This window comes from Paenilisteria portnoyi (assembly GCF_014322795.1).
Lineage (GTDB): Bacteria > Bacillota > Bacilli > Lactobacillales > Listeriaceae > Listeria_A > Listeria_A portnoyi.
In genome coordinates this window covers 1-13,781 of the sequence record NZ_JAASTT010000010.1, presented here as the reverse complement: position 1 = coordinate 13,781, position 13,781 = coordinate 1, and the positions used below count along the sequence as shown (strand labels likewise).

12 protein-coding genes are annotated in these 13,781 nt (G+C 43.2%); 4 read left to right on the top strand and 8 right to left on the bottom strand.

Features of this window, described 5'->3' with window-relative positions; translation table 11 throughout:
- Positions 1–112: 112 nt before the first annotated feature.
- The 5 genes from HCJ66_RS08200 to HCJ66_RS08180 all read right to left on the bottom strand — a co-directional run bounded on the left by HCJ66_RS08200 (position 113) and on the right by HCJ66_RS08180 (position 5,197).
- Complete coding sequence (locus HCJ66_RS08200; RefSeq protein WP_187132687.1) at positions 113–1,198, bottom strand: S8 family serine peptidase; 1,086 nt, start codon at positions 1,196–1,198, stop codon at positions 113–115.
- A gap of 140 nt (positions 1,199–1,338) precedes the next feature.
- Positions 1,339–2,883, bottom strand: coding sequence for a flotillin lipid rafts scaffold protein FloT (gene floT / locus HCJ66_RS08195; RefSeq protein ID WP_425489637.1), 1,545 nt, complete (start codon positions 2,881–2,883; stop codon positions 1,339–1,341).
- 75 nt (positions 2,884–2,958) lie between these two features.
- Positions 2,959–3,501, bottom strand: a complete 543-nt coding sequence (locus HCJ66_RS08190) for an NfeD family membrane protein (protein ID WP_187132685.1) — start codon at positions 3,499–3,501, stop codon at positions 2,959–2,961.
- A 157-nt stretch (positions 3,502–3,658) separates the two neighbouring features.
- A complete protein-coding gene (locus HCJ66_RS08185) occupies positions 3,659–4,132 on the bottom strand; it encodes a glutathione peroxidase (protein ID WP_187132684.1) in 474 nt (157 codons plus the stop codon).
- Between the two features lie 12 nt (positions 4,133–4,144).
- Positions 4,145–5,197: a M42 family metallopeptidase gene (locus tag HCJ66_RS08180; RefSeq protein ID WP_187132683.1), complete on the bottom strand. Its 1,053-nt coding sequence runs from the start codon at positions 5,195–5,197 to the stop codon at positions 4,145–4,147.
- Positions 5,198–5,329: 132 nt separating this feature from the next.
- On the opposite strand from HCJ66_RS08180, the gene HCJ66_RS08175 reads away from it, so the two are divergent.
- Positions 5,330–6,805: an LM6179_1298 family efflux MFS transporter gene (locus HCJ66_RS08175; RefSeq protein WP_187132682.1), complete on the top strand. Its 1,476-nt coding sequence runs from the start codon at positions 5,330–5,332 to the stop codon at positions 6,803–6,805.
- Between the two features lie 53 nt (positions 6,806–6,858).
- Here the strand turns inward: HCJ66_RS08175 and HCJ66_RS08170 are convergent, their stop codons facing one another.
- Complete coding sequence (locus HCJ66_RS08170) at positions 6,859–7,881, bottom strand: branched-chain amino acid aminotransferase (protein ID WP_187132681.1); 1,023 nt, start codon at positions 7,879–7,881, stop codon at positions 6,859–6,861.
- A 237-nt stretch (positions 7,882–8,118) separates the two neighbouring features.
- Between HCJ66_RS08170 and HCJ66_RS08165 the strand changes: the two genes are divergently transcribed.
- The 3 genes from HCJ66_RS08165 (at position 8,119) to HCJ66_RS08155 (ending at position 11,609) form a co-directional block, all read left to right on the top strand.
- Positions 8,119–8,868 (top strand): alpha/beta hydrolase, encoded by a 750-nt coding sequence (locus HCJ66_RS08165; protein ID WP_187132680.1) that lies wholly within the window; start codon positions 8,119–8,121, stop codon positions 8,866–8,868.
- Between the two features lie 15 nt (positions 8,869–8,883).
- Positions 8,884–9,318, top strand: a complete 435-nt coding sequence (locus HCJ66_RS08160; RefSeq protein ID WP_187132679.1) for a GNAT family N-acetyltransferase — start codon at positions 8,884–8,886, stop codon at positions 9,316–9,318.
- Positions 9,319–9,458: 140 nt separating this feature from the next.
- Positions 9,459–11,609: an ATP-dependent Clp protease ATP-binding subunit gene (locus HCJ66_RS08155; RefSeq protein WP_187132678.1), complete on the top strand. Its 2,151-nt coding sequence runs from the start codon at positions 9,459–9,461 to the stop codon at positions 11,607–11,609.
- A 311-nt stretch (positions 11,610–11,920) separates the two neighbouring features.
- Here the strand turns inward: HCJ66_RS08155 and fabI are convergent, their stop codons facing one another.
- Both fabI and HCJ66_RS08145 read right to left on the bottom strand, forming a co-directional pair.
- A complete protein-coding gene (fabI, locus tag HCJ66_RS08150; RefSeq protein WP_181674983.1) occupies positions 11,921–12,709 on the bottom strand; it encodes an enoyl-ACP reductase FabI in 789 nt (262 codons plus the stop codon).
- A gap of 72 nt (positions 12,710–12,781) precedes the next feature.
- Complete coding sequence (locus HCJ66_RS08145; RefSeq protein ID WP_187132677.1) at positions 12,782–13,672, bottom strand: RluA family pseudouridine synthase; 891 nt, start codon at positions 13,670–13,672, stop codon at positions 12,782–12,784.
- Positions 13,673–13,781 lie beyond the last annotated feature (109 nt).

Here is a 13,781-nt window from a genome sequence, read left to right as displayed (position 1 = left end):
TTGACGTTAACGATAACAACTTGTAACATCGTCCTATAATTCAGATTTTTCTTCACTCGTTTTGGCAGACAAAAAAGCCCAGACATAGCGAACACCGCATCTGGGAAAAATCCTATTTACTTAAAAAATACACCGTTAACCTTCCGATGATATTCGCCAATAGGATGATAATCAAAATAGACCAAATCATTCGTACTGGCCACCCTCTCGGTAACGTTTTACGATAATAAATCACACTATAAATTCCTAGTAAAATTAGTCCGACGAACGTAGCTATATTAAGAACAAGACCAGTATAAATATACCATGGCGCACCATCAATTCCTTGATTTAAATCCGCTTTCATCGTTTTAATAATACTATCCCGATTAACCACATCTCCATCCGCTCGCTTTCCTTCCATAACCAATGCGGCAAAACCAGAAGCATAAGCCGTAGCATAGGAAACACCTGTATCGAGCGTCAACTTATTATGGAAGTAAGTACTAGTCAAATCCTCCCCTGGCGCATACATATCCACTTTCTTTTCCTTAAATTCAGCCGCGTATATTTCCCCCTGCAGATTCAGCATTCCAACAGAAATCACCTCAGGATATGCACCCGGATAAGCTTTAAACGTATCACCTTCCGCTCGAATATTTCCAGACGATGCGATGACGATAATATGCTGATTCATTGCTTTATCTATCGCCTTCTTTAATGCCTTATCCCCATCTCCAAACTCCAAGCTAATATTGATAATATCCACTTCTTGCTCCACTGCCCAGTCTAATCCTTTCATGAGCCCATCAAAGCTAACTTTTCCACTATCATTGGCGACCTTACAAATATAAAGGTCCGATTCCGGCGCGATTCCAATAAGTCCCTCACCATTTTTACGCGCGCCAATAATCCCCGCAATCTTCGTTCCATGCCCATTTCTATCAGCAAAATCAGTCGCTTCACCCGATGTGAAATTAATTCCTTTTTTAAACGTAATATCCTCATTCTTTAAATCGACACCCGTATCTAAAATGGCAATTTTGATTCCTTTTCCCATAATACCTTCTGTGTGATATTTACTCACACTTCCAGCTTCGTCTAATTGATTTATTTCTTTATTGGAGTGAACCGTTGCAAAACTTTCATTAGAAAAAATAACTTGACCCAGTAAAATAATGATAAGTATAGATATGACAAATGTTTTTAGCCTGAACATATTGTTCCTCTCTTATGCATGATACTCTAAATCTATCATAAACACAATGAGAATTCAATTTTAAACAAAAACTCGTTTTGTGTACCAAAAAAACCAGACACAGAGATCCATTTGATCCCCACATCTGGTCATTATCTTTCCTAAACTTCTTCTACCTTCTTCTTCGTCGTTTCCACCTCAACAACTTCCACAGGTTTCTGCGACTTCACAGCATCTGTCAAATCTTCAATACTGCTTTTCACGTTCCCTTTGCCAGAGAAATTCTCCAACAATTCGCGGATATCAAGGCCAGTTGTTGCTTTCAAACTTTCTTGCGCTGTCGCCATCAAGTTCGTTGCATACCCGCTGACTTTATTCGCGCCACCGCCACTTTCACTGCTACCAGTGTCCACAACTGTAATCGAATCGATATTCCCCATCGGAGCTGCCACTTGTTTCGCGTACTCAGGAAGCATGCTCACAATCATGTCGAGCATCGCTGCTTGGCCGTACAACTCATACGCTTCCGCAACTTTGCGTTTCGCTTCGGCTTCGGCAAGACCTTGCAGTTTAATGACTTCGGCCGCCGCTGTACCTTGCGCACGTTCTGAATCAGCTTTTGCAATACCTTGTACACGTACTTGCTCGGCTTCGGCTTTTGCCAGCGTTTCGATTCTGTATTGATTTGCCTCTGCCTCTGCGTACTCTTGACTCTTACGGGCAGCCGCGGCTTGTTCAATCGAGTAACGATCCGCATCTGCTTTTTTCTTCACTTCGGCGTCATATTGACGTTCCCGACGCTTAATTTCGCGGTCTTCTAGCTCAATTTGTTTCTCACGCTCGATGATTTGAACTTGCATTTGTTGCTCGATAACCTCTTGTTTCGAACGTGCCGATTCCAAGTCATACGCCTGATCGGCAATCGCTTTCGCCGTTTCTTGTTCGCTACGATATTCCGCAACTTTCAATTGGTTTTGCTTCTCGGCTTCCGCGATTTCTGTCTTACGCTCCAGTTCCGCACGCGTCGCTTCTTTCTCCGCCTCCGCACGTTTCATCCGCGTTTCTTTTGTCGCTTCGGCTTCGGCAACATCCGCGTCACGCTTCACTTGCGCAATCCGCGGTTTCCCTAATGCGTCCAAATAACCATTGTTATCACGCACTTCTTTCAACGTAAACGAGACGATAATAAGTCCCATTTTCGACAAATCTTGCGTCGCAACGCCCTGCACCTCTTGGGAAAATTTGTCCCGGTTTTTATATATTTCTTCCACGGTCATCGAACCTAGAATCGCACGCAGATGCCCTTCCACAACCTCAATCGCTTCGTTTTCGCGCTCCTGCGTTGTTTTTCCTAGAAATTGTTCGGCTGCTGTCGCAATTTCCGAAATCGAACCACCAATTTTGATGATAGCCGTTCCATCTGCCGTTACCGGAACCCCTTGCTCTGTATAGATTTCTGGCGTCCGCACTTCCAGCTTGCTCGAGAGTAAACTTAATGGGGAAGACTGCTGAAAAACCGGCATAACAAACGTACCGCCACCACGCACAATTTTCACCCGTTTGCCGCCCTCATCTGTAAAAACGTTCCTTCTTCCCAAATAACTCCCTGAAACAATCAACGCCTCATCTGGCCCAACTGTCTTGTATTTCGTAATAAATACAATCAAAAACAATACCAGAATCGCGACCGCAATAATGACGATCATTGTCACACCACTCGTAAGTAAATCCATTTTTAGTAATTCCTCCTTGTCGTCTCTGTTTTTAAAACTAGGCTCTCTCTACTTCAAAAATGGCTCATACGGCACAACCGTTACGAAAGAATCCGTGGCATCGATAATCAACACCGTTTCATCCCGTCCGATTGGCTCATTTTCATCACTCTTGGCAGCTTTGGAAATATTGCCGGCATTCATTTCGACAATCACTTCGCCAAAACCGTCTTTTGGAACAGGTGTAATCACTTTTGCAACTTTACCTTCTAAATCCTTCGTCTCATACGCAATCGAATCGCTCTTTTTAGAAAGTGGCAAAAGAATTCCGAAATACAGAATTGATGAGAAAGCAATCCCCACCACAACCGCCACAATCAGAATGCTCAGGCTGGAAAAAGACGTGTATCTTTCGCCACAATATCCCGTCGCCGCTGCAAATCCTAGAAAATAAAGTAAAACAGAACCTGGAATCGGTAGTAAATCCAACACAAAACTGATTATTCCAACAGAAAATATAAGCGCTGTCAAAACATCGATTAAAATAATAATCCCGACAACCACCAGCACTGTGAAATACACCGTCTCGATTGGATATCCAAATAGTGTCATCATCATACCTCCATTCCAATACGAGAACTATAGCCTCATTACTATCTTACCAAATATAAATCACCATCACAAGCTAAGTTTGGAGCACTTTACAAATAAACCAGTAGAAAAAAACAACTAAAAAAGCCGAACCATGGAAGATTCGACTCGGAATTTACTATAAAAGTGCTTCGATTTTTTCTTTCATTTCAAGTGGGCTGGCTTTTGGGGCGTAGCGTTCTACTATGTTGCCATCGCGGTCTAGGAGGAACTTCGTGAAATTCCATTTGATTCCGCCGCCTAGTAAGCCTTTTTTCTGCTTCGTTAGGATTTCAAATACGGGGTTTATATCGGAGCCACGTACTTTTGATTTTGCAAAAAGTGGGAAGGTCACGCCGTAATTAATTTTGCAAAATTCCTCGATTTCACCGGATGTATTGAGTTCTTGGTTCATAAAGCTGTCCGATGGGAATCCTAATACTGTGAATCCTTTATCCTTGTATTCTTGATAGAGTTTTTCCAATTCCTCGTATTGCGGGGTAAAGCCACATTTGCTCGCCGTATTAACGACAACGACAACCTCGCCTTTATACTTATCCAATGATACTTTTTCACCGTGAAGTGTTTCTTGTTCTAATTCAAAAATTGACATATCCTTCTCCTCCTATTTTACCATTTCAGAAAATAAATACGCGTACACTAATTTCTCTGTGTGATATAAAGAATCTCGGTGTGTCCGCTCGTAGGCATGGCTGGCATCGATTCCTGGTCCAATTAAGCCATGCACGATATCAAAACCGGCTTTGATTGCAGCGCTTGCGTCGGAACTGTAAAATGGATAAATATCGACTTTATAATCGATGCCATTCTCCTCGCAAAGCTTGATTAAATTTTTGCGTAAGCCATAATGGTACGGACCGCTACCGTCTTTGGCACAAATTGAAACGGTGTACTCATCGGATGCTTGACCATCTCCAAGCGCGCCCATGTCGATTGCTAGGTATTCGATGGTTTCTGGTGGGATATTCGAATTCCCGCCATAGCCTATTTCTTCGTTATTTGAAATCAAGAAATTAGTCGTATATGGTAACTCTGCGCCGTCTTCTTGTAATTTTTTCAAAAGCGTTAACAAAATTGCCACGCTCGCCTTGTCGTCCAGATGACGCGATTTAATGAACTCTTCGTTGATAATTTCCACGCGCGGATCAAGCGAAACAAAATCGCCAACACCGATTCCAAGTTGGGCTACATCTTCACGGTTAAACACTTTAGCATCCAAGCGAATTTCGATATTTTTCGCGTCACGTGCCGCCGTTCCAGCATCTTGATACACATGAACCGACGTCTGGTGCATCAAAATAGTCCCCGTATAACGCTTGCCGGCGCTCGTTTCAATCGTACAATACTCGCCTTCAATCGCGTTAAAACGGTACCCGCCAATGAGGTTAATTGCCAAACGACCGTCTGACTTCACCTCTTTAATCATTGCACCGAGCGTATCCACGTGCGCTGTCAACATCCGCTGTTTCGTGTCATCTTTTCCGGGGATGCTAACAAGTAACGCCCCTTTATTATTTCGCGTGCTCGCAATTCCCGCCTCTTTTAAGTAATTTCCGACGAAGGCCAGTACCTGCTCTGTGTTCCCAGTTGGGCTCGGTATCGATGTCAATTCCTTGATTAATGCCATCGTCTCTAACGTATTTGGTTCAAACGCCATGCTTCTATTCCTCCTCACACTCTCTTCTCACGTTCCATTATACCCCTTTTTCAAAATAATGACGGCTATCCTGCTTTTTCATTTCGAGTTATGTTATAATTTTAACGATGTGCGAAAGGAGTTTTTATCAAAATGGAAACAACGAATACAAAAAGAACAGCCGTCACGATTGCTGTTTTTGTGGCTACTTTTATGGCTGCGATCGAGGGAACGATAGTTAGTACGGCAATGCCTACGATTGTCAGCGCCTTAGAGGGCATTGAGCTCATGAACTGGATTTTCTCGATTTATTTGCTTACTTCGGCCGTTACTGTCCCCATTTACGGAAAGTTATCCGATTTATTCGGCCGCAAAAAAATATTTATCATCGCGACCATTATTTTCATTATCGGTTCCTCACTTTGTGGTTTTGCGCAAACGATGGAGCAGTTAATTATCTTTAGAGCAATCCAGGGTATCGGGGCTGGCGGAATTTTACCAACAACGATGACGATTATCGCCGATGTTTATCCTTTCGAAAAACGCGCAAAAGTGCTTGGTTTTATGGGGGCCGCATGGGGAATAGCTGGCGTTTTCGGACCATTACTTGGTGGTTTTTTAGTCGATCAACTATCATGGCATTGGATTTTCTTCATCAATGTGCCTGTTGGAATCGCGACGATTATCCTGATTTCGATGTATTTGAAGGAACACCTTGTTCGAGTCAAACTGCCAATCGATTACTTAGGAACAACGCTATTCACCGTCGCACTTTTGAGCCTATTATTCGCTTTGCAAAGCGCAGGCGAAACACTGAATTGGCTGGAACCGCTCGTTGTCGTATTACTCATCGTGTCGATTGCATTATTTGTCGGTTTTTACTACGCCGAAAAACGAGCGCAAGACCCAATTATGCCTTTCGTCCTTTTTAAAAATCCAGTTGTGCTGATTGGAAACCTAATTGGCTTTCTCGTGAGCGCGTTCTTGATTGGTATCAACGTGTACATTCCGATGTGGGCACAAGGTATGATGGGGCACGGAGCCATGATTGCCGGTCTGATGATTGCGCCGCTATCGGTAAGCTGGATTATCGGTTCATTTATTGGCGGGCGGCTACTAATGTCGCTTGGGAATCGCCACACGGTCGGGCTTGGCGTTATTATCGCAACAGTCAGCGGACTTTTCTTGGCGCTATTTCCAAGCACGACGCCAGATCTTTATTTCTATCTCGACAGCGCCTTGATGGGCTTTGGGTTTGGAATTATTTTCACAACCACAACGGTTACCGTTCAAGACGCCGTGCGAAAAGATCAAACCGGAATTGCGACAGCTTCCAACACGCTATTCCGAACAGTCGGCCAAACGATTGGTGTCGCGGTATTTGGAACCATTTTTAACTCGGTTTTGGCGAATGGATTTAAGAACGCTACAACGGGTGTAAATCGTGACAATCTAAATCAACTTATCAGTCCACAAACCTCAGGAAACGTGGACGCATCACTAATTGAACCACTACGAGATGTCCTATACAGCGGTCTCCACATGGTATTCTGGGCCATGTTCGCCTGCTGCCTACTCAGCTACGCGATTCACTTCATCTTACCAAAAAAACATATTTCAGGAAACTGATCAAAAAAAAGCGATACAAAATCTTATGTTAGATTTTATATCGCTTTTTTAACTTACTTCACCTTATAAATCCAACCTTCAGGCGCTTCCACATCGCCAAACTGAATACCACAAAGTTCATCATATAATTTCTTCGTCACCGGTCCGACTTCCGTCTCGCTATAGAACACATGGAAGTCGTCCCCGTTTTGAATACCACCAATCGGAGAAATAACTGCTGCTGTTCCACATGCCCCAGCCTCTGCAAATTCATCCAATTTATCAATGTAGACATCACTTTCTTCCGCTTTCATACCTAAGCGATGTTCTGCCAAATAAAGCAATGAATATTTCGTAATACTTGGCAAAATAGATGGCGAGAATGGTGTCACAAAGCGATTATCCTTTGTAATACCGAAGAAATTCGCCGCTCCTACTTCTTCAATTTTTTTGTGTGTCGCAGGATCAAGGTAAATACAATCGCTGAACTCGCGATCTTTCGCTATTTTTCCTGGGTAAAGACTGGCTGCGTAGTTACCACCAACTTTTGCAGCTCCGGTACCGTTTGGCGCCGCGCGGTCGTACTCAGAGATAATGAAGTTTGTTGGATTTAAACCACCTTTGAAATATGGTCCAACTGGGCAACAAAATACAGAGAACATGAACTTAGGTGCCGTCCGAACGCCTAAATTATCGCCAATTCCAATTAAATAAGGGCGTAAATACATCGTGCCGCCTGAACCGTATGGTGGCATATAGTCTTCGTTTGCCGCAATAACCTGTTTACACGCCTCAATAAAGCGATCCTCAGGAAATTCTGGCATCAATAAACGATCACAACTACGCTTCATCCGTTTCGCATTCTGATCTGGACGGAATAAATTGATTGAACCATCCTTACAGCGGTATGCCTTTAAGCCTTCAAAACACTGTTGTCCGTAGTGAATCGCCGTGGAGCCCTCTGCGATATGAACGACATTATCTTCTGTTAATGTCCCTTCATCCCACTTGCCATTTTCCCAAATAGATACATAGCGCAAATCCGTTTTAATATATTCAAAACCAAGTGTGCTCCAATCAATATCCTTACTACTCATGCGATTCCCACCCTTTTTCTTCTATTATTTGATTTGTTCATTATATCATAACTCTGTGCTATTTGAAAAAAGACACGCAACCTTTTGAAAAAAAACTGATTATTTAAGCAAAAGCTTCCCTATTGATTTCATTTTGTGGTAGAATATAAATACGTTATCGAAATATGACCGCATTGTCTTATTCACAAGTTATTATCTAATAATTCGGTCAATGAATAAAGAAGGGGGATTACACATATGGCAGACGCAAAAATGTTGGAACAGAAGATTTGGAGTAATGTTTTAAACGAGGAATTGGACTTATTAATTTATTTACCGCCAACGTTTTCGCCACTTTCGAAGTACCCTTTTTTCTTAGTACAAGATGGCAAAGACTATTTTCAATTTGGTAAGTTAGCGCGTTTCGCTGATGAATTAGCGGAAAACAAGCAGATTCAAGAAGCTATTTTTGTGGGGATTCCTTACAGATCGGTGGAAGATCGGCGGGCGAAGTACCATCCTAATGGAGCGCAAAATGAGGCTTATATTCGTTTTTTGGCGCATGAACTCGTGCCTTATATCGAGGCTAATTTCCCGACATATCATATGGGAGCAAGTCGTTTCTTAATGGGCGATTCCCTTGGTGCCAGCGTATCCTTAAAAGCCGCTCTGAAATATCCACATACATTCGGCAACGCGATTTTGCATTCCCCGCTTGTGACGGACGAGTTGATGGAGCTTGCGAATAAAGCTAATCCCGCACTCACTAAAATTTTCCACGTGATTGGTAGTGAAGAGACAGAAGTTCCTACGACCGATGATGATGTAGCGAATTTCTTAGAGCCCAATTTGGCACTTCATCGCATTTTAGAAGCGCGCGGTTTTGAGTATTATTTCCAAGAATTTGAAGGAAAACATCGCTGGAAGTACTGGCAACCATTCGTCAAAGAAGCGCTACAATTTATGTTAGATAAAGAGCAATTTGAAACAGAGGATATGACCGTTTAAGGAGGATTAAGAAGCATGGCAGTAAAGCAAGTAACAGATAAAAAAGGGAAACAAGATGCGTTTGACATTCGAAATGAGGTTTTTGTCCTCGAACAGAAAGTAGACCCAGCGTTAGAATGGGACGAATTCGACGCGTTGGATTCTACCGTGATGTTCGTTGATTATGACGAGGACGGTACGGCTCTCGCGACTGGACGATTCCGCGCATTGCCAGCATACGGAAAAGTAGAACGCATCTGCGCCCGTAAAATTGCTCGTAAAATAGGCAGCGGCCGCCGTATTATTGAAGCTATCGAGCAAGAAGCACGCATCCAAAATGTCACTCTATTGAAGCTTGGCGCGCAAACAACAGCCATTCCCTTCTACGAAAAGCTAGGCTACGAAGTGTGTTCTGACATCTTCATGGATGCAGGAATCGAGCATAAGGATATGCAGAAGAAACTAATATAGTAATCATGAGAATTCCATAACCGGAATTCTTTTTTTGAGCATTTTTCTTGAAAGTCAATATTGGTCAGAGTATAATAATGACATAAGGTCAAATAAAGTCAAGGTCAGACCTAATCTCAAAACTTATGGGAGGTTTTCAAATGAAATGTCAAAATTGTAATCAAAACGAAGCTACAATTCAACTATATATGAGCATGAATGGCCAGAAAATGGAGATGCCGTTGTGTCCCGATTGTTATGCGCAGTTCAGAGCATCTGCCGGAACACCTCGCGGCCAAAATGATTTTTACTCGCAAATGGATAATTTCTTTGCGAATATCGCTGGTGGACAACAAGATGCACAGCCTGAGCGCAAAACGGCCGTGAAAACACAAACTGCTGGCGGTGGACGTGGTGGTTTACTAGATGAATATGGTACGAATTTAACAGCAATGGCTCGGGACGCAAAACTAGATCCTGTTATCGGCCGTGATGAAGAAATTCAGCGCATGATTGAAATTTTAAATCGGCGTAATAAAAATAATCCGGTCCTTATCGGGGAACCTGGTGTTGGTAAAACGGCGGTCGTCGAAGGTTTAGCCAATGCGATTGTCGCTGGAAATGTTCCAGCAAAACTCCAAAACAAGGAAGTAATTTTACTTGACGTTGCTTCCCTCGTTTCCAATACTGGGATTCGCGGACAATTCGAAGAGCGTATGAAACAACTGATTAGCGAATTGCAAGCCGATGAAAACACGATTTTGTTTATCGATGAAGTGCATACGATTGTTGGAGCTGGCTCTGCGGAAGGTTCGATGGACGCCGGAAATATTTTGAAACCAGCGCTTGCTCGTGGAGAACTTCAAATGATTGGCGCTACAACGCTAAAAGAATACCGCAAAATCGAAAAAGATGCGGCTTTAGAGCGTCGGTTCCAGCCAGTTCTAGTCGATGAGCCAACGATTGAAGAAACGCTTACGATTCTAGCTGGTTTACAATCAAAATATGAGGAATTCCATCACGTTCACTATGCACAAGATGCGATAGAGGCGGCGGCGAAACTAAGTGATCGCTATATTCAAGATCGTCATTTGCCAGACAAAGCGATCGATTTAATGGACGAAATTGGTTCTAAATATAATTTAACATTGGAACACATCGATCCGAATACGATTAATGAGCGCATTATTAAATTAGAAGAGCAAAAAGATGCCGCACTTCGCAATGAAAATTATGAAGAAGCTGCGTCGGTTCGAGATGAGATTACGAAGCTGAAAGAACGCAAAGCAGAAGGTACTCCGTCCGATATACCAACCATTCATGCGGCTGATATTCAAGCCCTGATCGAAGAAAAAACTGGTATCCCAGTTGGTCGTTTACAAGAAGATGAGCAATCTAAGATGAAGAACCTCGAAGCGAATTTGAAATCCAAGGTTATCGGTCAAGAAGAGGCTGTTACCAAAGTAGCGAAAGCGATTCGTCGTAGCCGTGTTGGATTGAAGCAAAAAGATCGTCCTATCGGTTCCTTCCTGTTCGTCGGTCCAACAGGCGTCGGCAAAACAGAACTCGGTCGGACACTTGCCTCTGAAATGTTTGGCTCAGAAGATGCGATGATTCGCCTAGATATGAGTGAATACATGGAAAAACACAGCGTTTCCAAACTCATTGGTTCCCCTCCTGGCTACGTTGGCCATGAAGAAGCTGGCCAATTAACAGAAAAAGTTCGCCGCAATCCGTACAGCATTATTTTACTCGACGAAATGGAAAAAGCCCACCCTGATGTGCAGCACATGTTTCTGCAAATTTTAGAGGATGGACGCTTAACGGATAGTCAAGGTCGTACGGTGAGTTTCAAAGATACCGTGATTATTATGACAAGTAATGCTGGTGCGACGCTATCTGAGGCTTCCGTAGGGTTTGCAACAACTGCTGCCGAAGCGGTGAAAAAAGAATCCAAAATCCTTGATAAACTGGGCGATTACTTCAAACCGGAGTTTCTGAATCGGTTAGACGCAATCGTGACGTTCCAAAGCTTGGATAAAGAACATCTGCTTGTTATCGTGGACTTGATGCTCGCTGATTTAAACAACATGCTAGCACCACAAGAAATCGATTTGACAGTAGATACCGCGGTGAAAGAAAAACTTGCCGAGATTGGCTATGATCCTAATTTTGGAGCAAGACCATTACGCAGAACGATTCAAGCGCAACTAGAGGACGCGATTGCTGACTTTATGATTGAACAACCAGAAGCAAAGGCACTCGTTGCGATTCTGGAAGACGACACTATTTCTGTCCAAGCTAAAGCATAATAAAAAGCGCCTTGAAAATTTTTTCAGGGCGCTTTTTTCTGTTGTCGTTTCTTAATGACCGCCTTATTCGCGATGCTCATAGGCATATTGGGGCTGTAACTCATTTCATTTCGAACAGTCGGGAAGGATTACATGCTCGCTCTGCTCTCATGCATATTGGGGCTGTAACTCATTTCATTTCGAACAGCCGGGAAGGATTACATGCTCGCTCTGCTCTCATGCATATTGGGGCTGTAACTCATTTCATTTCGAACAGCCCCAACAATGCGAACGCTTGTCGCCGATTTATCTGGCCAAAACTCTATCTTTTTTTAGAATCCGATGATGTGATAGCCACTGTCCACATGAATCATTTCGCCAGTCACGCCACGAGATAAACCACTGAATAGGAATAAGGCTGTGTCGCCAACTTCTTCGGCTTGTGTTGCGCGTTTTAATGGTGCTTTTTCTTCTACCACCGCTAACGATTCACTGAAGCTTCCAACGCCGCGCGCGGAAACAGTGCGGATTGGGCCCGCTGAAATCGCGTTAACACGAACGCCGTGCTTCCCAAGATCCATCGCTAAATATTTCACGCTTGCGTCCAGTGCTGCTTTTGCAACGCCCATGATGTTGTAATTTTTCACAACACGCTCGCCGCCAAGGTATGTCAATGTTACTAAACTCGCATCGTCCGTTAACATCTCCAAATGTTTCGCCGTACGCGCAATTGCTGTGAATGAGTATGCGCTAACTTCATGCGCTTGCAAGAAACTTTCACGGTTCACTTCCAAGTAATCGCCCGCCAAAAAGTCTTTATTAGCAAACGCGATACAATGCGCAATCCCAGAAATTTGTCCAACTTTTGCTTTAATCGTTTCAAAAGTCGCCACAATCGCCTCTTCCTTATTCACGTCACATTCAATGATAAGCGGATTTTGATTGTTTTCATTCAAAGAACCAACAAGCTCCTCGATACTACGCTTCGAACGATCATCTGCGTATGTAAAAATCAGATTAGCCCCTGCTTCATTCAATGAACGAGCAATCGCCCATGCAATACTTCTTTTATTTGCTACGCCCATCACGACATAGTTTTTTCCCTCTAAAGATAAATTCATCTGTTCATTTCCTCCTTAAAATTACGCGCTTATTTTCATTTTACACGAATGCTTGCCATTTTAAAACCGTTATTATTTATTCTCTATCAAAATTGCCGCCAAATCTGATGCCAGTTCACTATCCCAAGCCATCTTTTCTTCGGTGAATGGGTGGATTAACTCGAGATGACAGGAATGTAGGGCATGTCGCTGCACCAATTCTGTCGGACCGCCATACATGCTATCGCCAATCAGCGGATGCCCAACGTGCGCAAAATGAACACGAATTTGATGCGTACGACCAGTTTCCAGTTGAATTTTCACATGATCGAATGTCGGATAGCTCGCCAAAACGTCATAGTTTGTCTTCGCATATTTTCCGTCCGCAACAACTGCGCGTTCAATGAGGCTATTCGGATTCCGACCAATTGGCGCCACAATACTTCCCGACCTCGTCTCCATATTACCCGAAACAAGCGCCTGATATTTACGCGTCACATGCCCCGTCTGATGCAGCGTACTGAGCCGACCGTGCGCATAACGCGTCTTGGCAATCAACATCAAGCCCGACGTCTCCTTATCCAATCGCGTCACAATATGAATCGCCGAATCAATATTATTCCGCAAATAGTGACCCTTCAAATGATTCGCGACCGACCCACTCGGATGATACTGCGACGGAATACTCGTCATCCCCGCCGGCTTATCCAGCACCAAAATAAAATCATCCTCAAAAACAATCGGCAACTCGCCAAATTCCGCAATCAACCGCTCATTTTCCTGCTCTTTCGGAAAAGTAATCCGAACACGATCCCCCGCTTTCACACGATAAAGCACATTCTCCTCATTCCCGTTCACTTCAATCTTACCATCCTCCGAAAATTTCACCGAAGTAAGCAACAATTTCGAAACAAATTTCCCTCGCAAAAAAGTACGCAGCATCAGATTCTCCTCATCCACCGCGACATTCCATTCTAAATACATAGCTATACCTCACATGTCCTGCACTAATGTTTATGTTTATGTTTATGTTTATGTTTATGTTTATGTTTATGTTTATGTTTATGTTTATGTTTATGTTTATGTTTATGTT